Annotated in this window: 17 protein-coding genes, 8 tRNA genes and 3 rRNA genes; 4 read left to right on the forward strand and 24 right to left on the reverse strand. The window is 40.7% G+C overall.

Annotation, left to right across the window (positions count from 1 at the left end; all coding sequences use genetic code 11):
* Positions 1–3: 3 nt before the first annotated feature.
* From ACNQFZ_RS05820 to ACNQFZ_RS05890, 15 genes are all read right to left on the reverse strand, one after another.
* Positions 4–80: transfer RNA gene (locus ACNQFZ_RS05820), tRNA-Arg, on the reverse strand.
* Positions 81–104: 24 nt separating this feature from the next.
* Positions 105–193, reverse strand: a tRNA-Leu gene (locus tag ACNQFZ_RS05825).
* A gap of 5 nt (positions 194–198) precedes the next feature.
* Positions 199–273: transfer RNA gene (locus tag ACNQFZ_RS05830), tRNA-Gly, on the reverse strand.
* Positions 274–282: 9 nt separating this feature from the next.
* Positions 283–366: transfer RNA gene (locus ACNQFZ_RS05835), tRNA-Leu, on the reverse strand.
* Between the two features lie 11 nt (positions 367–377).
* A tRNA-Lys gene (locus tag ACNQFZ_RS05840) sits at positions 378–453 on the reverse strand.
* 15 nt (positions 454–468) lie between these two features.
* Positions 469–544, reverse strand: a tRNA-Thr gene (locus ACNQFZ_RS05845).
* Positions 545–559: 15 nt separating this feature from the next.
* A tRNA-Asp gene (locus ACNQFZ_RS05850) sits at positions 560–635 on the reverse strand.
* Between the two features lie 6 nt (positions 636–641).
* Positions 642–717: transfer RNA gene (locus ACNQFZ_RS05855), tRNA-Val, on the reverse strand.
* Between the two features lie 43 nt (positions 718–760).
* Positions 761–877: ribosomal RNA gene (gene rrf / locus ACNQFZ_RS05860) — 5S ribosomal RNA — on the reverse strand.
* Positions 878–1,091: 214 nt separating this feature from the next.
* A 23S ribosomal RNA gene (locus ACNQFZ_RS05865) occupies positions 1,092–4,024 on the reverse strand.
* Positions 4,025–4,307: 283 nt separating this feature from the next.
* A 16S ribosomal RNA gene (locus ACNQFZ_RS05870) occupies positions 4,308–5,853 on the reverse strand.
* Together the 16S, 23S and 5S rRNA genes with 8 tRNA genes alongside form the textbook arrangement of a ribosomal RNA operon.
* A 415-nt stretch (positions 5,854–6,268) precedes the next feature.
* Positions 6,269–6,823, reverse strand: coding sequence for a signal peptidase I (gene lepB / locus ACNQFZ_RS05875; protein ID WP_458414392.1), 555 nt, complete (start codon positions 6,821–6,823; stop codon positions 6,269–6,271).
* A 36-nt stretch (positions 6,824–6,859) separates the two neighbouring features.
* Positions 6,860–7,453 (reverse strand): TVP38/TMEM64 family protein, encoded by a 594-nt coding sequence (locus tag ACNQFZ_RS05880; protein ID WP_458414393.1) that lies wholly within the window; start codon positions 7,451–7,453, stop codon positions 6,860–6,862.
* A gap of 131 nt (positions 7,454–7,584) precedes the next feature.
* Positions 7,585–8,085, reverse strand: coding sequence for a competence protein ComK (locus tag ACNQFZ_RS05885; protein ID WP_458414394.1), 501 nt, complete (start codon positions 8,083–8,085; stop codon positions 7,585–7,587).
* A 174-nt stretch (positions 8,086–8,259) separates the two neighbouring features.
* A complete protein-coding gene (locus tag ACNQFZ_RS05890) occupies positions 8,260–8,478 on the reverse strand; it encodes a hypothetical protein (RefSeq protein ID WP_458414395.1) in 219 nt (72 codons plus the stop codon).
* Positions 8,479–8,547: 69 nt separating this feature from the next.
* Between ACNQFZ_RS05890 and ACNQFZ_RS05895 the strand changes: the two genes are divergently transcribed.
* Together ACNQFZ_RS05895 and ACNQFZ_RS05900 are read left to right on the forward strand one after the other, a co-directional pair.
* A complete protein-coding gene (locus ACNQFZ_RS05895) occupies positions 8,548–9,009 on the forward strand; it encodes a DUF3939 domain-containing protein (protein WP_458414396.1) in 462 nt (153 codons plus the stop codon).
* A 160-nt stretch (positions 9,010–9,169) separates the two neighbouring features.
* Positions 9,170–9,403: an IDEAL domain-containing protein gene (locus tag ACNQFZ_RS05900; RefSeq protein ID WP_458414397.1), complete on the forward strand. Its 234-nt coding sequence runs from the start codon at positions 9,170–9,172 to the stop codon at positions 9,401–9,403.
* A 134-nt stretch (positions 9,404–9,537) separates the two neighbouring features.
* On the opposite strand, the gene aceA is transcribed toward ACNQFZ_RS05900, so the two are convergent.
* Positions 9,538–10,818 (reverse strand): isocitrate lyase, encoded by a 1,281-nt coding sequence (gene aceA, locus ACNQFZ_RS05905; protein WP_458414398.1) that lies wholly within the window; start codon positions 10,816–10,818, stop codon positions 9,538–9,540.
* A gap of 370 nt (positions 10,819–11,188) precedes the next feature.
* Positions 11,189–12,451, reverse strand: coding sequence for a M48 family metallopeptidase (locus ACNQFZ_RS05910; RefSeq protein WP_458414399.1), 1,263 nt, complete (start codon positions 12,449–12,451; stop codon positions 11,189–11,191).
* Positions 12,452–12,666: 215 nt separating this feature from the next.
* On the opposite strand from ACNQFZ_RS05910, the gene ACNQFZ_RS05915 reads away from it, so the two are divergent.
* Positions 12,667–13,260, forward strand: a complete 594-nt coding sequence (locus ACNQFZ_RS05915; protein ID WP_458414400.1) for an SCO family protein — start codon at positions 12,667–12,669, stop codon at positions 13,258–13,260.
* A 14-nt stretch (positions 13,261–13,274) separates the two neighbouring features.
* The gene (locus ACNQFZ_RS05920) at positions 13,275–13,658 is read left to right on the forward strand and encodes a FixH family protein (protein WP_458414401.1); all 384 of its coding nucleotides are present in this window, start codon (positions 13,275–13,277) and stop codon (positions 13,656–13,658) included.
* Positions 13,659–13,700: 42 nt separating this feature from the next.
* Here the strand turns inward: ACNQFZ_RS05920 and ACNQFZ_RS05925 are convergent, their stop codons facing one another.
* The 7 genes from ACNQFZ_RS05925 to ACNQFZ_RS05955 form a co-directional block, all read right to left on the reverse strand.
* Entirely contained in the window at positions 13,701–14,006 is a 306-nt protein-coding gene (locus ACNQFZ_RS05925; protein WP_458414402.1) for an AzlD domain-containing protein, read from the reverse strand.
* Positions 13,999–14,727 carry an AzlC family ABC transporter permease gene (locus ACNQFZ_RS05930; protein ID WP_458414403.1) on the reverse strand — a complete coding sequence of 243 codons (729 nt, stop codon included), beginning with the start codon at positions 14,725–14,727 and terminating at the stop codon, positions 13,999–14,001. The genes ACNQFZ_RS05925 and ACNQFZ_RS05930 overlap by 8 nt, the downstream gene beginning before the upstream one ends.
* 108 nt (positions 14,728–14,835) lie before the next feature.
* Positions 14,836–16,476 carry a glycosyl hydrolase family 18 protein gene (locus ACNQFZ_RS05935; RefSeq protein ID WP_458414404.1) on the reverse strand — a complete coding sequence of 547 codons (1,641 nt, stop codon included), beginning with the start codon at positions 16,474–16,476 and terminating at the stop codon, positions 14,836–14,838.
* Between the two features lie 141 nt (positions 16,477–16,617).
* A complete protein-coding gene (locus ACNQFZ_RS05940) occupies positions 16,618–17,412 on the reverse strand; it encodes an ABC transporter ATP-binding protein (RefSeq protein ID WP_458414405.1) in 795 nt (264 codons plus the stop codon).
* Positions 17,387–18,403 (reverse strand): ABC transporter permease, encoded by a 1,017-nt coding sequence (locus tag ACNQFZ_RS05945; RefSeq protein WP_458414406.1) that lies wholly within the window; start codon positions 18,401–18,403, stop codon positions 17,387–17,389. Before ACNQFZ_RS05945 ends, ACNQFZ_RS05940 begins: the two co-directional genes overlap by 26 nt.
* 55 nt (positions 18,404–18,458) lie before the next feature.
* Positions 18,459–19,469 (reverse strand): ABC transporter substrate-binding protein, encoded by a 1,011-nt coding sequence (locus ACNQFZ_RS05950; protein ID WP_458414407.1) that lies wholly within the window; start codon positions 19,467–19,469, stop codon positions 18,459–18,461.
* A 173-nt stretch (positions 19,470–19,642) separates the two neighbouring features.
* Complete coding sequence (locus ACNQFZ_RS05955) at positions 19,643–20,629, reverse strand: lipoate--protein ligase (RefSeq protein WP_458414408.1); 987 nt, start codon at positions 20,627–20,629, stop codon at positions 19,643–19,645.
* Positions 20,630–20,651 lie beyond the last annotated feature (22 nt).

A 20,651-nucleotide genomic window follows, 5' to 3' on the forward strand; every position in this document is an offset into this window, starting at 1 on the left:
AAATGGCGCGCCCGGCAGGAGTCGAACCCACAACCTTCTGATCCGTAGTCAGACGCTCTATCCAATTGAGCTACGGGCGCATTAATAGAACTTCATTATTCAAATGGTGCCGAGGACCGGAATCGAACCGGTACGGTAGTCACCTACCGCAGGATTTTAAGTCCTGTGCGTCTGCCAGTTCCGCCACCCCGGCAACTTTGGAGCGGAAGACGGGATTCGAACCCGCGACCCCCACCTTGGCAAGGTGGTGTTCTACCACTGAACTACTTCCGCATATTAAACTGGTGCGGGTGAAGGGAGTCGAACCCCCACGCCAAAGGCGCCAGATCCTAAGTCTGGTGCGTCTGCCAATTCCGCCACACCCGCGAGTATTTAAATGGTGAGCCATGCAGGATTCGAACCTGCGACCCTCTGATTAAAAGTCAGATGCTCTACCGACTGAGCTAATGGCTCGTAAAAATTTAAAAGTGGTGCCGGCTAAAGGACTTGAACCCTCAACCTACTGATTACAAGTCAGTTGCTCTACCAATTGAGCTAAGCCGGCATGATATTAATTTAATGGCGGTCCCGACCGGGATCGAACCGGCGATCTCCTGCGTGACAGGCAGGCATGTTAACCCCTACACCACGGGACCTTTATATGGTGGAGGATGACGGGATCGAACCGCCGACCCCCTGCTTGTAAGGCAGGTGCTCTCCCAGCTGAGCTAATCCTCCATTTAGCAAATAGAAGTATTAAAACACCCTACCTACTAAATATGCTTGGCAACGTCCTACTCTCACAGGGGGACAGCCCCCAACTACCATCGGCGCTGAAGAGCTTAACTTCCGTGTTCGGAATGGGAACGGGTGTGACCTCTTCGCTATCGTCACCAAACATTGTATTCAATTGAAGGTTGTTCCTTCAAAACTAGATAATCAAGATTCATATTTACCGTGCATTCACTGTCCAGCTCCCAGCGACTAGTAAACTTCGCTCATCTCCCTACGATAAGTCAACATCGACTCACTTTCGTTCGTCGTGTTTCCTTTATCTCAGTCGATGCGCTCCAGTTTTGTCGTGCGCTAAACGGTCGCTTCTGCTTTTCTATTTGGTTAAGTCCTCGATCGATTAGTATCCGTCAGCTCCACGTATCGCTACGCTTCCACCTCAGACCTATCTACCTCATCGTCTCTGAGGGATCTTACTTCTTACGAATGGGAAATCTCATCTCGAGGGGGGCTTCATGCTTAGATGCTTTCAGCACTTATCCCGTCCGCACATAGCTACCCAGCGATGCCTTTGGCAAGACAACTGGTACACCAGCGGTGCGTCCATCCCGGTCCTCTCGTACTAAGGACAGCTCCTCTCAAATTTCCTGCGCCCACGACGGATAGGGACCGAACTGTCTCACGACGTTCTGAACCCAGCTCGCGTACCGCTTTAATGGGCGAACAGCCCAACCCTTGGGACCGACTACAGCCCCAGGATGCGATGAGCCGACATCGAGGTGCCAAACCTCCCCGTCGATGTGGACTCTTGGGGGAGATAAGCCTGTTATCCCCAGGGTAGCTTTTATCCGTTGAGCGATGGCCCTTCCATGCGGAACCACCGGATCACTAAGCCCGACTTTCGTCCCTGCTCGACTTGTAGGTCTCGCAGTCAAGCTCCCTTGTGCCTTTACACTCTGCGAATGATTTCCAACCATTCTGAGGGAACCTTTGGGCGCCTCCGTTACTCTTTGGGAGGCGACCGCCCCAGTCAAACTGCCCACCTGACACTGTCTCCCGCCCCGATCAGGGGCGTGGGTTAGAATTTCAATACAGCCAGGGTAGTATCCCACCGATGCCTCCACGTAAGCTGGCGCTCACGTATCTCAGGCTCCTACCTATCCTGTACAAGCTGTACCAAAATTCAATATCAGGCTGCAGTAAAGCTCCATGGGGTCTTTCCGTCCTGTCGCGGGTAACCTGCATCTTCACAGGTACTATGATTTCACCGAGTCTCTCGTTGAGACAGTGCCCAAGTCGTTACACCTTTCGTGCGGGTCAGAACTTACCTGACAAGGAATTTCGCTACCTTAGGACCGTTATAGTTACGGCCGCCGTTTACTGGGGCTTCGATTCAGAGCTTCTCCGTAAAGGATAACCCCTCCTCTTAACCTTCCAGCACCGGGCAGGTGTCAGCCCCTATACTTCGCCTTACGGCTTCGCAGAGACCTGTGTTTTTGCTAAACAGTCGCTTGGGCCTATTCACTGCGGCTCTCTCGCGCTTGCACGCTACCAGAGCACCCCTTCTCCCGAAGTTACGGGGTCATTTTGCCGAGTTCCTTAACGAGAGTTCTCTCGCGCATCTTAGGATTCTCTCCTCGCCTACCTGTGTCGGTTTGCGGTACGGGCACCTTCTACCTCGCTAGAAGCTTTTCTTGGCAGTGTGGAATCAGGAACTTCGGTACTATTTTCCCTCGCCATCACAGCTCAGCCTTTACAATGAGCGGATTTGCCTACTCATTAGCCTAACTGCTTGGACGCGCACAACCAACGGCGCGCTTACCCTATCCTACTGCGTCCCTCCATTGCTCAAACGGTAAAGAGGTGGTACAGGAATATCAACCTGTTGGCCATCGCCTACGCCTTTCGGCCTCGGCTTAGGTCCCGACTAACCCTGAGCGGACGAGCCTTCCTCAGGAAACCTTAGGCTTTCGATGGACAGGATTCTCACCTGTCTTTTCGCTACTCACACCGGCATTCTCACTTCTAAGCGCTCCACCAGTCCTTTCGGTCTAGCTTCAAAGCCCTTAGAACGCTCCCCTACCACTGACACGTAAGTGTCAATCCACAGCTTCGGTGGTACGTTTAGCCCCGTTACATTTTCGGCGCAGAGTCACTCGACCAGTGAGCTATTACGCACTCTTTAAATGGTGGCTGCTTCTAAGCCAACATCCTGGTTGTCTGGGCAACTCCACATCCTTTGCCACTTAACGTACACTTTGGGACCTTAGCTGGTGATCTGGGCTGTTTCCCTTTTGACCACGGACCTTATCACTCGTAGTCTGACTCCTAAGGATAAGTCTTTGGCATTCGGAGTTTGACTGAATTCGGTAACCCGATGGGGGCCCCTAGTCCAATCAGTGCTCTACCTCCAAGACTCTTACCTTAAGGCTAGCCCTAAAGCTATTTCGGGGAGAACCAGCTATCTCCAAGTTCGATTGGAATTTCTCCGCTACCCACACCTCATCCCCGCACTTTTCAACGTGCGTGGGTTCGGTCCTCCATCCAGTGTTACCTGGACTTCAACCTGGACATGGGTAGATCACCTGGTTTCGGGTCTACGACCACGTACTCTTGACGCCCTATTCAGACTCGCTTTCGCTGCGGCTCCGTCTCTTCGACTTAACCTTGCACGGGATCGTAACTCGCCGGTTCATTCTACAAAAGGCACGCTGTCACCCATGAATGGGCTCCAACTACTTGTAGGCACACGGTTTCAGGATCTCTTTCACTCCCCTTCCGGGGTGCTTTTCACCTTTCCCTCACGGTACTGGTTCACTATCGGTCACTAGGGAGTATTTAGCCTTGGGAGATGGTCCTCCCAGCTTCCGACGGGATTTCACGTGTCCCGCCGTACTCAGGATCCACTCAAGAGGGAACGAAGTTTCAGCTACAGGGCTGTTACCTTCTTCGGCTGGCCTTTCCAGACCACTTCACCTACTTCATTCCTTTATAACTCCGTATAGAGTGTCCTACAACCCCAAGAGGCAAGCCTCTTGGTTTGGGCTGTTTCCGTTTCGCTCGCCGCTACTAAGGAAATCGCATTTGCTTTCTCTTCCTCCGGGTACTTAGATGTTTCAGTTCCCCGGGTCTGCCTTCAATACCCTATGTATTCAGGTAAAGATACTGTCCCATTACGGACAGTGGGTTTCCCCATTCGGAAATCTCCGGATCAAAGCTTACTTACAGCTCCCCGAAGCATATCGGTGTTAGTCCCGTCCTTCATCGGCTCCTAGTGCCAAGGCATTCACCGTGCGCCCTTACTAACTTAACCTGTTCGACGAATGATAAGCTTCGGATTACTTTGTCGGCTTCGCTTCCTGCGGTCCTCATGTACCCTTTAAACGTACACTCCGGTCCTCAGAAGCTCGCCTCCGCGTACTCCTCGCTTCTAATTCATCTCACTGCACTCACTAATAAATGGTACAAGTGCTAATAAGAACTTTCTTACAGTAAATATGAATGTTTACGATTATCTAGTTTTCAAGGAACAAGTTCTGAGAGAAATGCTCTCTCAAAACTAAACAAAATGTCAAAGCGCACCTTATTATCCTTAGAAAGGAGGTGATCCAGCCGCACCTTCCGATACGGCTACCTTGTTACGACTTCACCCCAATCATCTGTCCCACCTTAGGCGGCTGGCTCCAAAAGGTTACCCCACCGACTTCGGGTGTTACAAACTCTCGTGGTGTGACGGGCGGTGTGTACAAGGCCCGGGAACGTATTCACCGCGGCATGCTGATCCGCGATTACTAGCGATTCCGGCTTCATGTAGGCGAGTTGCAGCCTACAATCCGAACTGAGAATGGCTTTATGGGATTGGCTCCACCTCGCGGTCTTGCTTCCCTTTGTACCATCCATTGTAGCACGTGTGTAGCCCAGGTCATAAGGGGCATGATGATTTGACGTCATCCCCACCTTCCTCCGGTTTGTCACCGGCAGTCTCCCTAGAGTGCCCAACTGAATGCTGGCAACTAAGGACAAGGGTTGCGCTCGTTGCGGGACTTAACCCAACATCTCACGACACGAGCTGACGACAACCATGCACCACCTGTCACTCTGCCCCCGAAGGGGAAGTCCTATCTCTAGGATTGTCAGAGGATGTCAAGACCTGGTAAGGTTCTTCGCGTTGCTTCGAATTAAACCACATGCTCCACCGCTTGTGCGGGCCCCCGTCAATTCCTTTGAGTTTCAGTCTTGCGACCGTACTCCCCAGGCGGAGTGCTTAATGCGTTAGCTGCAGCACTGAAGGGCGGAAACCCTCCAACACTTAGCACTCATCGTTTACGGCGTGGACTACCAGGGTATCTAATCCTGTTTGCTCCCCACGCTTTCGCGCCTCAGCGTCAGTTACAGACCAAAGAGCCGCCTTCGCCACTGGTGTTCCTCCACATCTCTACGCATTTCACCGCTACACGTGGAATTCCGCTCTTCTCTTCTGCACTCAAGTTCCCCAGTTTCCAATGACCCTCCCCGGTTGAGCCGGGGCTTTCACATCAGACTTAAAGAACCGCCTGCGCGCGCTTTACGCCCAATAAATCCGGACAACGCTTGCCACCTACGTATTACCGCGGCTGCTGGCACGTAGTTAGCCGTGGCTTTCTCGTTAGGTACCGTCAAGGTACCAGCAGTTAACTGATACTTGTTCTTCCCTAACAACAGAGCTTTACGACCCGAAGGCCTTCATCGCTCACGCGGCGTTGCTCCGTCAGACTTTCGTCCATTGCGGAAGATTCCCTACTGCTGCCTCCCGTAGGAGTCTGGGCCGTGTCTCAGTCCCAGTGTGGCCGATCACCCTCTCAGGTCGGCTACGCATCGTCGCCTTGGTGGGCCGTTACCTCACCAACTAGCTAATGCGCCGCGGGCCCATCTGTAAGTGATAGCCGAAACCATCTTTTATCATAAGACCATGTGGTCTCATGAGTTATCCGGTATTAGCTCCGGTTTCCCGAAGTTATCCCAGTCTTACAGGCAGGTTGCCCACGTGTTACTCACCCGTCCGCCGCTGAATCAGAGGAGCAAGCTCCTCGTCATCCGCTTGACTTGCATGTATTAGGCACGCCGCCAGCGTTCGTCCTGAGCCAGGATCAAACTCTCCAAAAAGTGTTTGACGCACATGGATGTGCTAACATCGGCGTTGTCACAGGATGTGACGGTTTTAGCCAATGAACCTTAACTCTTCAAATACTGACTTGCGTTGAACTTAATGTTCAACTTTATTTGCACGCTTGACATTTTGTTTAGTTTTCAAAGATCATTTTGTTTTTCTTCGCTGTGTTTCAGCGACATTTATTATATTATCATTTACCTTCGTAGAAGTCAACACTTTCTCCGAAACTTTTTTTGACTCGCTTCGATAATATTCTCTGTCCAACGTGACAGCAAAAAATAATATATCAGAAGTAAATCCATTCGTCAATAAGTTTCAAAAAAAAATTAATATAAAAGCCGAGTCAACTGTACATGAAAGAATTACAGTTGACTCGGCCCAACTTACTAAATACACCATTGCCTTTTTCTAAAACTCAGTATTGATTTCGTCAATTGGCCAGTACCTCAAATTTACCTTTCCAACAACACTATCAATCGGCACAAATCCGAAATATCGGCTATCATAGCTATCTCGTCTGTTATCACCTAAAACAAAAATAGATCCTTCAGGAACAACTTCACTTCCTGTGATACTTTTCAAAGTAAAATCACCTGTTAATTTCTCACCGTTAACAGCTTTTTTATATTTAACTAAATATGGTTCCTTAACAGCTTTGTTGTTAATATATAATATATCGTTTTTATATTCGATTCTGTCTCCTGGTAATCCAATTATTCTTTTTACATAATCATCTTCGCTATTTGCATGAAATACAATGACGTCAAATCGGTTAAAATCATTTTCTTCATCCACTATTTTGTTTATAATAAGTAAATTTCCGTTTTCCAATGTCGGCATCATAGACTCCCCGTCAACGATATAACTCGAAAAGAAAAAGGTCCGAAAAAAGACTGCAATAATAAGTGCTATGCCAATTGTTCTAAGCCACTCTAAACCTTCTGTTTCTTTTTTTCCTACCATTGACATTCCCCCTTACTTTTATAATCTATTTTATTTTTATTCTGTATGTATCCTTCTTTCGATTTTTTTCCCAATAAACCACAGTACAAACATTAATAATAAAACAAAGATTGTCTTAACCGGTTGATATATTAAAGCCTTTATATCATAGCCTATAAAAGAAACTGTAAATATCATAACCAACTTTCCTAATAAAACCGCAAGAATAAATTGTTTTTTGCTTACCCTAGATAAACCTGCTACCACGTTAATTAGTGCTGATGGAGAAAAAGGAAAACAGAACATTAAAAAGATAAAGCCGAAGCCATGACGTTCTACCCAATTCATCAACTTCCTGACTTTTTGGTGTTTAGTTAAGAAGTTAAAAAATCTTTGTCTTCCAAATTTTCGAATTAAAAAAAATACAATTAATGCACCAAGGGATGCACCAATCCATGAAATAATAAATCCTTCCCACAAGCCAAAAGCAGCTGCATTAGCTAAAACAAATAACACTAACGGAAAGATTGGTAAAATGGCCTCAAGCATTGGCAGCAATATACCTGGTATAGGTCCAAGTGCCGCATATTCTCTAAGTAGCATCAAAATGTTATCCATAGTAAAAAAAGCTTTTAAAGACTCAAAGTCCATTTTTTTGATATCCCTCACAAACATGCATTAATAACTTTATATTTTCCCTATATGAAGTTTACTACACTAGTTTCAATTTTCCCAGTATGAGTGAGGGGATTTCAATATTATAATTACAAATTTCCAAGCATCTAATCACGCTTTTTAAAAATTCGGTTGGAGAGAATAAACCTGTATTGAGCTGTTCTGTTTAACTGATTTTCGAACGAGCCTTTAGAAATATTAAGGGTAATTGATTTATTATTGGTAAATGTAACGATGGTCTTTTCAGGTCCTGCGGATTTGTAATTAAGAATATATGAATGTGAAATCCAAGCACAAGTGTCTTTATGTGGTGAGATTGTAGGAAACATGTAGATTTCATTTGTAGGGTCAACTGCAATTGGGGCTTTATAGGTTATACCGGTAAGTTCTTTGGTGCCTTCTTGCCTACCCTTTAGACTGCTACCAAAGTATTTACAGCTTTTATCCATTACCAAAGTAGGTTTCATTTTGACCAAGAACTCATTTTCAACCTCTAGAATACGGGAATAAACTGGTTGATCATTGCTTCCTTTTTCACCCACGATGGCCATTGTGTAAGGATTAACTTCAAATTCGTTAACAAACATCGCTTTATTCAGTGATCTCATAAAGTTCATCCACCTCTTATTTAATAAAATAAAATTTTAAAAGAAAATGTGATGACAACGTTTGACAAATTTTTCTTTATTTTTTATATTAACACAAAACAACAAAATTTTGTAAGCATATTTTTAAATTTTCAAAAAGCTTACCACCAAAAATGAGCAGCCTTTGGCTACTCATTATAAATTTTCAAATTGTTGTTTTATTTCTTCTTCAGCTAAATACTCATTTGCTTGTTCGACAATACGATGCTCATCAACTGATTCACCGGTTATATAATCTTTTCCAGAGGGTGCCATTATATCTGTATCAACTCCTAAGCTAATGTGGGGATTTAATGGCGTGTCTAAAGATATTTCTGTTTCGAGCTTGATATTCCGTCTTCTGGATAAAGTCATTTTTGAACCACCTCCGGTTATTATTTTATTCTAAATAAGAAAATTCATTAAAAGTAAGGGGAGAAAATTATGTGGAAATGGGGAAATAACAAACAAAAACCAGAAAATGCAAATTATCAAATACATAGTTGTGATTTAGAGTCAATAAAAAAGGCGGTTCGTGATTTTGCTTTAAATGCGCCAAAGGGTGTAACAACTAAGGTATTAGTGAAAGAAGACCATTCCATTGACTTTGATTTATTAAAACCTTACCTAAATGGAATTCCTGACAAATCATTTTATATGTCTAAGGAAACATATGAAATTTTTGAAGAAAAAGACAAAGAAATACCCTACTTTTTAGATTTAATTCAAAATGCCGTTGATCGTTATGTGCAAATGTATAATAAGGTACCAATAACACAGGGGGATCCATATAAAAAAGTAAGCTATTTATTATTGGAAAAAAATAATCTTATTCATGAAAGGCCAACCATCGATTTATATATTACAGATGACGAATATTTGATCACACACATAAAGCCCAAATAATGGGCTTTTCCTTTTTCAAAAATAGTACGCAAAATGAAGGAGGGGTTTTAAATATTCCCAACTTTGTAAATTTAATTTTCTGAATAATTAGAAAAGACTATTGAAAATTCACCTCTACACTACTATAATAATAAAAAGAGCATCAGGGGTGATAAAAATCATGGAGAATAGAAAGCCATATGCAACTCAAAAGAATAGCAATTCAGATTTACGTAATGCTGAAGGTAACTATGTTTTCGATGTATATGTCCAAATGATTATTGACGAAGCCCATTTTAATTACAAAAAAGATTTATTAAAAAATCAAATCAATGATGCTTTAGATGCAAGAGACCAAATTCAATTTTATCTACTTACAGAACAGTATAAGAAATTACTTGAGATCCAAACGTAACGAGGAGGCGCAAGCGCTTCCTTTTTTCTTACAAAAAAAAGGCTGTACCAATCGCGTTTCCACAATTGACACAGCCATAATAATTTATGTTCAGGAGAATGAACGTTAGTTAACTTGATAAATCAATTCAAAACTTATTTTGCAAATTGTGCTTCCTCAGTAGAACCTTTCATTGCAGTTGTTGAAGATTGACCGCCAGTAACGATTTGTGAAACTTCATCAAAATATCCAGTACCTACTTCACGTTGGTGCTTAGTTGCAGTATAGCCATCAGCTTCAGCAGCAAATTCAGCTTGTTGTAATTCAGAGTATGCACCCATGCCGCGAGTTTTGTATCCTTTTGCTAATTGGAACATGCCGTGGTTAAGAGCATGGAAACCAGCTAATGTAACGAATTGGAATTTATAGCCCATTTTCGCAATTTCTCTTTGGAAGTTTTCAATTGTTTCATCATCAAGTTTAGCCTTCCAGTTAAATGATGGTGAACAGTTGTAAGCAAGCATTTTGCCTGGGAACTTCGCATGAATTGCATCAGCGAATTTTTGAGCTTGCTCAAGGTCTGGTGTAGACGTTTCACACCAAATTAAATCAGCATATGGCGCATATGCTAAACCACGAGAAATTGCTTGGTCAACACCTGCTTTTGTGCGATAGAAACCTTCTGGAGTTCTTTCACCAGTTAAGAATGGCTTGTCGTTATCATCGATATCGCTTGTAATCATATCTGCTGCATCAGCATCTGTACGAGCTACTAATACAGTTGGTGTACCCATAACGTCAGCAGCTAAACGAGCAGCAACTAAGTTTCTAACAGCTGTTTGAGTTGGTAATAATACTTTACCACCTAAGTGACCACATTTTTTCTCTGAAGATAATTGGTCTTCGAAGTGAACACCTGATGCTCCAGCTTCGATCATACCTTTCATCAATTCGAAACAGTTAAGTGCTCCACCAAATCCAGCTTCAGCATCTGCAACAATCGGAGCAAACCAATAAGTGTCGTCTTTACCTTCAGTTGTTTGAATTTGGTCTGCACGTTGTAGTGCTTGGTTAATGCGTTTTACTACAGCTGGTACAGAGTTTGCTGGGTATAAACTTTGGTCTGGATACATGTGACCTGCAAGGTTAGCATCTGCTGCTACTTGCCATCCGCTTAGGTAAATAGCTTTAAGTCCAGCTTTTACTTGTTGTACTGCTTGATTTCCTGTTAATGCTCCAAGTGCATTAATGAAATCTTCTTCATTTAATAATTTCCAAAGTCTTTCAGAACCAACTTTTGCTAGTGTATGTTCAATATCTAATGAACCGCGAAGACGAATTACATCCTCTGCAGAATAAGGTCTTGTCACACCATTCCAACGGCTATCCATTTTCCAACTTTCTTCTAACTTTGCAATTCTTTCTTGATTTGTCATCCCTGTATTTCCCCTCTCTGTGTGTCTTTTATATTTTAATTGTGTTGCAATCTGTACTAATGATTTTTTATTAAGTACCCTTTTACCGTTCTTTAAGCCCCTCTTTGCTTAACGAATTGAACCGTTAAACTTTTCCCCCAAAGCTTCTTGTCTATTTTGAGACCAGTTTACCCACATAGTTTGCTATATTGATAGTTTTTGGGTAAGTTTCCACTCCTTCCTTTAAGTAGGTTGATTCTTTGTTGTGTTTGTTATACTACACGGTTGTTTGCTTCTGTTTGTATTATATAACAGGATATTTAAAAAAGAAACCCCTTTTTGCGAAATTTTTCTACATTTCGCAAAAAAAGGCCCCTTTTTAAAATTATGCTTATTTATCTACATCGAAATTCTCTAGGAAATTCAATCTTTCCAGCATGGTTGGATGATCATAGCGAAGCCATTTTACAAATGCTGGCGGATTCACTTCACTTAAACCAGCAATCGTTAATTTCTGAAAGCCGCTAATAGCTGGAGCTTTATCTTTCGTCATTTCAATTGCATATACATCAGCAGTGTGTTCTAAGTATCTTGAAAATGCGTTACTAAGTGGACTTGAAAGAAAGGTAAGTAACGAAATAATCAATAATAGTAAGGGAAGGCCGGCAATATCCTGTACTCCACGCAACTTTAATGGTTTATCAAATTTAAGAACAGACCACTTTAGAATTCTCGATGCTAAAAATAGGCCAATAAATGAAATAATTAAATAGGCACCTGTTCCAATATAGATATGTTTTTTAACATAATGGGCCATCTCATGTGCCATGATGAATAAAACTTCATCATCATTTAGTTTATTTAAAGTCGTATCCCAAAGAACAATCCTCGAATTTGAGCCGATACCTGTTACATAAGCGTTTAAGGCATTTGTTTTTTCAGACATATTCACTTCATAAACATGCTCTGCCGGTATTTTCGCTTGACTTGCAAGACCTAATATTTTTTCCTCGAGTTGCTTATCCTTTAGTGGGTAAAAGTCATTATAAAGTGGGTCGATAATGACCGGCTGAATAAACATTAGAAATATTGTAAAAGGGACTGAAATAGCCCATGCATAAAACCACCAGCGTTTTTCGTACTTTCGAATAAGCAAATAAACAACACTCGCTAGTAAAACCAAGAGTACGTAATTAATCCAAAAATCGGTAAACTGATCTTTCATCCAAATTGGAAACGTTGATGTAGATATGCCGTAGACTTTTGAAAATTGATAGGTAGTGAAATGAATCGGTAACATCACCACAAAGCTTACTAATGATAGCCAGAATACATAGATTGCTTTTTGAATGACAGAGTACTTTGTAACAGCTTCTGACCAATTTCGAAATCGTGTAGAGAAACCTAAAGCCAATATGGCAATATATAAAACCCAATCAAAAGGAGTTAATAAAAAGAAGATAATATGCCTGATTTTTGTGTATTCATACGTTAATTCCAACTGACGTTCATTCATAAAGGTATGCGGGTCAGTAGCAGAACCTTTATAAATGTCCGGTAAAACGGATGAATCGTAGATAAAAAGAAAGTAGGTTACAACAATAGCCGCATATATGGCAAAACCAAGAAAAAGCCATTTCAAAAACTTATTCAACGAATCTCCTCCCCTTTCCAATGAACGTTTACACTTCATGTACAAACTTTATATATCATTATTGTAGTTAGTATAAACTAATTTAGAACAGATATTATTTATTCTGCATGTTCAAACAAAGTTCACGTTTTTTCAACACCTGTTTCTGTTTTCTTTTAACTACCTATTGTATCATAGAAGTAAGACCTACTATTAATCATGATGAGGTGTTATTGTTGAAAAAAATTTATATTACATTTATAACTCTGGCTGTATTGGGGATTTCTGCAGGAATTCTTTATTTGACAGTCATCCGGCCTGGAAGTGTTAAACTTCCTGAAGAGGTTGTAATGGAAACTGCTTTCGGCGGTGAATATTCATTCGCCAACCTGCCGCCAAAAATTCGTTTAATTGAATTTATGTACGTGAATTGCCCTGACGTTTGTCCAACTACATCATTAAGAATGAATTTATTACGTAAGAAGTTGGAAGCCGATGGTGTTTTTGGAGATAAAGTTGAATTTATTACAATCACCATCGATCCAAGACGGGATACACAGGAAAAATTACGCCAATATGCTGCACGATTTAATGTAACTGATGATAATGCCGGCTGGCATTTCCTAAGGGGAACGGATGAAGATGTTAGAAAAGTAGCAAGTCCTTTCCAGTTTATGTATAGGGACCCTGGTACAGGTAACTTCGTTCATACTACCTTCACCTATATGCTAAACGATAAAAATAGACTAGTAGAATCCTTACCAATGGGCGAAGGCTTTGATAATGATCGAATTTATAAAAGGATTATGAATGAGCTTGATAAAAATTGAAAGTAGGGTAACAAATGCATAAAAAATTAGTAATTCCCTTTTTCTTAGTCGTCATTTTATTAGCTGGCTGCACTTCTAGTAAAGAGGAGGAATTTGTATTTCCTGAAGCAGCATTTACACTTTCAGCCGAAACCGTTAAAGTGAACGAACCGATTACCTTTGATTTAAAAATTACGGCTGGTGATAAAGCGGTTAAAGATGCTGATGTAAAATTTGAATATTGGTTAGAAGAAAAAGCTGATGAGGAACATACGACAATTCCTGCTGAGAATAAAGGTGATGGTATTTACCGTGCTGCGGTAAAGCTTGCAGAACCTGGGACATATTTTGTCTACTTTCATGCCGATGCTATGGATATGCATTTAATGGAAAAATATCAATTTACAGTTATAAAATGATAACGGAAATAATAAGAGAAAGCACCCAAAAGGGTGCTTTCTTTACAAAAATAATGAAAAAATAGTTAAAGCCGCAATCGAGCTCATCACGACAACGATAACATTGGCACCGAGATACGCAACTATGAATGCAACTCCCGCACCAATGACACCATACCAAATATTATCATTGATTAAGAAAATCCCGGGTACGATTAATGCCCCAAGTGCCGCAAACGGGACATTACTAAGGATAGCTTGTAAGAATGGAGGCATCTTTTTTCCATTTAGGGCAACTAGAGGCAGCATCCTCGGTAGATATGTAACAATGGCCATGCCAATAATCATGAAAACAATGGATTTATCCATTTCTACCCGCCCCCTCTATTTTTCTATATATTAATTGGACTCCTACTGACGAAAGCAGTGTAGCACTAACAATCGCCCAACCAGACCAATCCGGCGGTAATATATAGGTAAATAGACTATTTAAAATTGCTGCAAGTCCCGCCAAAACAACAATTTTTCTTTGTCTTTTTAGAGATGGCACTAATAGACCAATAAACATCGCATAAAGAGCGATCGCCATGCTTTCTTGCAATACTTCCGGCAAACTTGCACCAACAAAATGGCCAATCCCTGAATTGATCACCCAACTGCCATAAGCCACAAGTGTGAGCCCAAAAATATACGATGTCGTAACTTTACCTTCTTTTGTCGCAGCAACTGAGAATGTTTCATCTGTGATCCCAAAAGCATAAATCGCTTTAATGAGAGGATGGTCTTTATCTGTTTTTTCATTTAGGGATGCTGTCATTAAGAAATGCCTTATATTGACAATAAAGGTTGTAATCACGATGGCTGCTGGACTTGTTCCGAGAGCAATCAAGTTTAAAGCAATATATTGCGACGCCCCAGCGTATACAAGTATACTCATTAAAACAGTTTCACCGAGGCTTAAGCCTGTAGACTTTGCCAACAGTCCGAATGTCAACGCTATCGGTAAGTACCCAATCCCAATACTAATACCGTCCTGGAGCCCATTTTTAAAATGGGATTGTTTTTTCGCAATAACAGTAGTTGTAGTCAAATTCTCCTCTCCCTTCCATTTATTATTTTCTTAGAAAATTAAATTTTTTTCAACATTTTAAAAAAATGCACCGGCAATTTTGCCGATGCATATAACAGTACATAGTATTTACTCTGGAAAATACTTAGAAATTCTTTCTAATAATGCCGCCATTTCGGCGCGGTTAATTTCCTTCTTTGGTTTGAATGTACCATCGTTGTACCCTGAGAAAATATAATTTTCACTCATGTGTACAATGGAAGGATATGCCCACTCCGAAATATCATTTTGATCCTTAAACATTAGTTTCGTCTGTACTCCCTCAGGGAATTGGTTCCCAATTAGGCGGTTAAGAATAGCTGCCATTTCTTCCCTTGTTAATGCTTTACCAGGTGAAAATGTCGTATCCCCTGTACCTTTCATAACACCATGCTGTCTTGCAATTTCAATATTAGTACTTGCCCATTGATGGGCAGAGCCTACATCTGTGAAGGGAGAGGAGGGGCCCTCCTTTAGTCCAAGGTGAAGGACACGAACTAATATAGTAGCAGCTTCTGCCCTAGTCAAGGAATCAGCTGGTTTAAATGTAGTAACGTTGCCTTTTCCAAGCATCCATTGTTTTTCTTTAACGAAAGCAATTGAATTCAATGCCCAGTGATTAATGCCTACATCTTTAAAATCAAGACCATCCAACCATAACCGGAAATCCGACCAAATAGCTGGATCTTCTTGGCCTAAACTCCAGCTGCCGACCCCTTTTAGGTTATATTTCTGAACTAATGCAAGCTTCGCTTTAATCGAATCAGTGTTTTCGTACCAAATTTCATATGTGCCCGGTTTTAAAGCAGGCTGCCAAGACTTAAGTTGGTATTCAGGGTCACCTTGTTTAATCGTAAATGTCCCCTTTACACTTTCTGAATTTCGGTCATAGGAAACTGTTACATTATACGTATCTAACAAGCTTTGAATCTTATTTAAAGAAATAGATTCTCCTAAAACCTTATTCGTGTTTTGGTTCAGTGTATCCTTCACATCTTCCATGTTCCAAACACGTCCATAAAACGGAATACCCAAGACTACTTTTTCCGGTGCAACATATTGCAGTGCATATTGAATTGACTTTTCAATAAATGAAATACTTGCTACAGGCCCGTTATCTTTAGAACCTCCGCCTCTTTCGTCATACGTCATAATGAATAAATAATCAACATACTTTCCAAGGGCTTGATAATCATAAAAACCTTGCCAGCCTTTATTTGTGCCCCATGGATTTGGCGCAGCAGCAATCGTAAGCATTTTCCCTGCTGGTAGCTTCTCATCTAAAATTTTAATAAAATTTGTAAATTGGTCTCGGTACGCTGCACCTAAGCCCTCCACATCAATATTAATCCCGTCTAAATCATTTTCCTTAACTGCATTTACAATTTGATTTGCTATATTTTCACTATTAGCAAACATTTTTTCCCCATGTGCCCAATTATTTGCTAGAAATGGCACTACCTTAATATTTTGCTTATGCATCTCTGAAATGACTGATTTGCTATTGGATGGAATCGCAACATCCAATGTACCATCGTCTAAAATTTGAAAGTATCGTGGGGATACTTGGTCAAGGGAATGATTTGTCATGTTTACATATTTGATAGGATCAGTAGCACTGCTCATAAATAAATAGGTCATATTTAATTTTTGAGCCGCATCAACGGTTAGGAAAGGAGTTAAAGTGAAGACCATTATGATGGACAATAAGATTGCCAGTCGTTTTTTCATTTCATCTCCCCATTCTTCTAGTAATCTTTCTATCTTCTATTACAATAAATGATTAATAGAATTTAATCAAAAATTTTAAATGGAAGTATTGTAAAGAAAAGGCTGACGGAAATTTCCCATCAGCCCTAATCAACTAATCAACTACCCCAACAACGAGCGATCACTTGCCATTCCTGTTCCACGTATCCGCTTAAACTCATTTAGCAAGTCTTCAATGGTTAATTTCTGTTTCTCTTCCCCTGAGACGCTAAAAATAATTTGACCTTTATCCATCATGATCAAACGATTCCCTAAATCGATAGCCTGCTGCATATTATGGGTAACCATTAATGTAGTCAAATTTAGTTTATCAACGATTTCCTTTGTAATATTCGTGATTAATTCAGCCCGTGAAGGATCCAGTGCAGCTGTATGTTCATCCAGCAACAAAATCTTTGGCTCTGTAAAAGTCGCCATCAGCAGTGAAAGAGCTTGACGCTCACCGCCGGACAGAAGACCAACCTTCGCATTCAAACGATTTTCAAGTCCAATATGCAAGCCTGCCAGTTGTTCCTTAAAATAATCGCGGCGTTTTTTCGTAACACCTTTTCTTAGTGTTCTTCGTGTTGCCCGCGAATAGGCCATCGCTAAATTTTCCTCAATCGTCATTGTCGGTGCAGTTCCCGCCATCGGGTCTTGAAACACACGGCCAATGAGCCGTGCACGTTTATACTCAGGTAAATTAGTGACATCTTGGCCATCAATAACAACGGAGCCAACGTCGGGGGTTAATGCACCAGAAATCATATTCATTAATGTCGATTTTCCCGCACCATTACTTCCGATAACCGTTACAAAATCGCCAGGAGCAAGTGATAAATTAATTTGATTCAGGGCAATTTTTTCATCCAATGTTCCTTCATTGAACACCTTAAAGATCTGCTTTAGATGCAACATGGTGTTCGCCCCCTTCACTTGTTTTAAATTGTGCGATTTTGCGTTTTTGCTTGCGTTTCTTTTCTTTTTGACCATCAATAATCTTTGGAATAGTAAGGGCAAGAACAACGATAGTCGCCGTAATTAATTTCATATCGCCAGTTTCTAAAAACTTTGCTTTTAATGCCAGTGCCAACACAATTCTATAAATAATTGCACCGCCGATTACCGCAAGGGTTGTGCGTGCAATTGTTTTCGTCCCAAATAATGCTTCACCAATAATAACGGAAGCTAAGCCAATCACAATCATCCCAATTCCCATACCAACATCACTAAAAGAATTGTATTGAGCAATCAACGCACCTGAGAAAGCAACAAGTGCATTGGATATTCCTAAACCTACGATTGTTAAAATATCTGTATTTGCTGAAAAGCTTGAAATCATTTTTCTGTTATCGCCAACTGCACGAAGTGCCAAGCCAATTTCTGTACGTAAAAACCAATCTGTAATAAACTTAATAATAACCGTCACAATTGCCATAAAAGCTAATACAGCCCATGTTTTCGGCACATAATTTTCTAGACCCATATTCGTTAAAAACTGATTAATCCCATTATCCAAACCTAAAGATTGCCAGAAATTAGTTAACTTTGTCAACACAGTTTCTTGATTTAATAGGGGAACATTTGATTTCCCCATAATTCGAAGATTAATAGAATAAAGGGCAATCATCATTAAGATACCTGCTAAAAGGGCATTAATTTTCCCTTTCGTATGCAATAACCCCGTTATACATCCGGCCAAAAATCCAGCAAACAAAGCAGCAATGGTTGCTATAAATGGATTAACCCCGTTAACAATAAGGACGGCAGTAACTGCCGCCCCTGTCACAAAGCTACCATCAACTGTTAAATCTGGAAAATCGAGTATCCGGAAAGAGAGGTAAACACCTAGAGCCATAATTGCATATATAATTCCTGATTCTATCGAGCCAAATATTGCTACGAACATGAACGCTCATCCTCTCAACCATTTTGTTATACGAATCTATCATCTATCTTGAATATTATTCTACGTATTCAGCAATGCCATCCCATTCAGGGTTGATTTCAATACCCATTTCTTTTGCTGCTTTTTTATTGATTTGCAATTTCAAGTTTTGTGGATACTGAACAGGTAAATCCGCCGTTGTCTTTTCACCTTTTAAGATTTGTGCCGCCATTTGCCCAGCTTCGTAACCAATATCATAAAAATCAAAGCCATAAGCAGCAAAACCGCCACGAGCTACAGAATCCAATTCACCCACAAATAGTGGAATATCATTTTCGTTCGCAACAGCAATAACACTTTCTAAAGCGGAAACTACAGTATTATCTGTAATAACGTAGAGTTCATCAACAGAGCCAACTAATGACTCAGCCGCTTGTTTCACTTCTGCAGATGTAGAAACGGATGCTTCAACAACCTTGAGGTCTGTACCTTCCATTGCTTTTTTAACAAGACCAACTTGTGCTACTGAGTTTTGTTCCCCTGCATTGTAAATCATACCGACCCGCTTACCTTTAAAATACTTATCGATAAATTTAACTGTATTTGGAATTGCATCCGGATGAGTATCTGTTGTACCAGTAATATTTGCACCTGGCTTGTCCATTGCTGCAACTAAACCTGCGCCAACCGGATCTGATACGGATGTAAATACAATTGGGATATCCTTCGTTGCATTTAATGCACCTTGCGTACTTGGTGTTGAATTAGCGAAGATTAAATCAACTCCCTCACCAACAAAGTTGTTAGCAATGGTCTGATTGTTATTTTGATCGCCTTGAGCTATTTGCATGTCATATTCAACCTTAACCCCTGCATCTTCCAATGCCTTTTTAAAGCCATCTGTTGCTGCGTCTAATGATGGGTGTTCAACAATTTGCGTAATACCTACCTTAAAAGTTTTTCCCCCTTGTGCGCCATTACTAGCTGGCTCACTTTTCGTTCCTGTTGAACTACCCTGTCCGCCTCCGCAACCTGCAAGGAGTACTAAACTTAACACAGAACTACCGACCACTTTTTTCCAATTCATCTTATTGCCTCCTTTTAAACTTTAATACTTTAGCGCTAATATACTTTTATGTATTAAATTATACAGAAGTATTTGAAAACTTCAATCTTTTGTTTTGTTATTTTAATAAAATTCAATATATTGAGATATTATTTAAAATTAAAATTAAAAAAGCTACCTCTAAAGTGAGATAGCTAAAATAATAAATTTATAAAATCATCTTTACCCACATTTCCAAAATAAAAAGAAAAGTCAATACCGCTAAGTACATCTGTAACGGCCTGTTTTTCATAGCGAATTCCCTTCAATTTTTCAGCGATTTCTTCCACTTCGCCAATGCCAAAAAAGTCGCCAAAAATTTTGCAGTTTTCGATTATTCCTTTATTTACATCGAGCCTTACATCAATTTGGCCTACAGGAAAGCGATGGGACCGTTGCATATTGAATTTAGGTGATTTCCCATAATTCCAATCCCAATTCCGATAGTGTTCATCAGCAATTTTCTCGATTTGAATCCAATCCTCATCTGTTAATTTATACTCTGGAATCTCATCACTACCAAAAATGTGATACAATAACAATTCCCTAAATTGTTCAACCGTCATAGCAGTCGTTAAAAATTCACGAATATTGGCAACACGGCTACGAACCGATTTAATTCCTTTTGACTGAATTTTATCCATCTTAACATTCAACGCCGAAACAACACTGTCAATATTAGAATCAAACATCAGTGTCCCATGACTGAACATGCGACCCCGCGTTGAAAATTGGGCATTACCGGAAATTTTCCTTCCCTCAGCAAGGATGTCATTCCGTCCACTAAGTTCTGCATTAACCCCTAGCTTATGAAGTGCATTTACAACAGGCTCTGTGAATTTCCTGAAGTTGTGGAAACTGTTGCCATCATCTTTTGTTATAAAGCTAAAATTAAGATTACCTAAGTCATGATAAACTGCCCCACCACCTGAAAGCCTTCTAACAACGTGGATGCCGTGATCTTCAACATATTTTGTATTTATTTCTTCAATCGTATTTTGATTTTTGCCAATAATAATGGATGGTTCGTTTATGTAAAAAAGTAGATAGGTTTCATCAATGTCTAAGTTTTTTACAGCGAATTCTTCTATTGCTAAATTAATTCTTGGATCTGTTATCCCTTGATTATTAATAAAAAGCATAGTTCTTCTACCTCTCCCTTTT

This window comes from Schinkia acidoalkalinis, assembly GCF_054301215.1.

What these genes read in the sequence shown, in the direction of transcription:
- lepB (WP_458414392.1), bottom strand. Translation starts at nt 6,823, where the DNA reads ATGGTAGGAAAAAAAGAAACAGAAGGTTTAGAGTGGCTTAGAACAATT.
- ACNQFZ_RS05880 (WP_458414393.1), bottom strand. Translation starts at nt 7,453, where the DNA reads ATGGACTTTGAGTCTTTAAAAGCTTTTTTTACTATGGATAACATTTTG.
- ACNQFZ_RS05885 (WP_458414394.1), bottom strand. Translation starts at nt 8,085, where the DNA reads ATGAGATCACTGAATAAAGCGATGTTTGTTAACGAATTTGAAGTTAAT.
- ACNQFZ_RS05890 (WP_458414395.1), bottom strand. Translation starts at nt 8,478, where the DNA reads ATGACTTTATCCAGAAGACGGAATATCAAGCTCGAAACAGAAATATCT.
- ACNQFZ_RS05895 (WP_458414396.1), top strand. Translation starts at nt 8,548, where the DNA reads ATGTGGAAATGGGGAAATAACAAACAAAAACCAGAAAATGCAAATTAT.
- ACNQFZ_RS05900 (WP_458414397.1), top strand. Translation starts at nt 9,170, where the DNA reads ATGGAGAATAGAAAGCCATATGCAACTCAAAAGAATAGCAATTCAGAT.
- aceA (WP_458414398.1), bottom strand. Translation starts at nt 10,818, where the DNA reads ATGACAAATCAAGAAAGAATTGCAAAGTTAGAAGAAAGTTGGAAAATG.
- ACNQFZ_RS05920 (WP_458414401.1), top strand. Translation starts at nt 13,275, where the DNA reads ATGCATAAAAAATTAGTAATTCCCTTTTTCTTAGTCGTCATTTTATTA.
- ACNQFZ_RS05925 (WP_458414402.1), bottom strand. Translation starts at nt 14,006, where the DNA reads ATGGATAAATCCATTGTTTTCATGATTATTGGCATGGCCATTGTTACA.
- ACNQFZ_RS05935 (WP_458414404.1), bottom strand. Translation starts at nt 16,476, where the DNA reads ATGAAAAAACGACTGGCAATCTTATTGTCCATCATAATGGTCTTCACT.
- ACNQFZ_RS05940 (WP_458414405.1), bottom strand. Translation starts at nt 17,412, where the DNA reads ATGTTGCATCTAAAGCAGATCTTTAAGGTGTTCAATGAAGGAACATTG.
- ACNQFZ_RS05945 (WP_458414406.1), bottom strand. Translation starts at nt 18,403, where the DNA reads ATGTTCGTAGCAATATTTGGCTCGATAGAATCAGGAATTATATATGCA.
- ACNQFZ_RS05950 (WP_458414407.1), bottom strand. Translation starts at nt 19,469, where the DNA reads ATGAATTGGAAAAAAGTGGTCGGTAGTTCTGTGTTAAGTTTAGTACTC.
- ACNQFZ_RS05955 (WP_458414408.1), bottom strand. Translation starts at nt 20,629, where the DNA reads ATGCTTTTTATTAATAATCAAGGGATAACAGATCCAAGAATTAATTTA.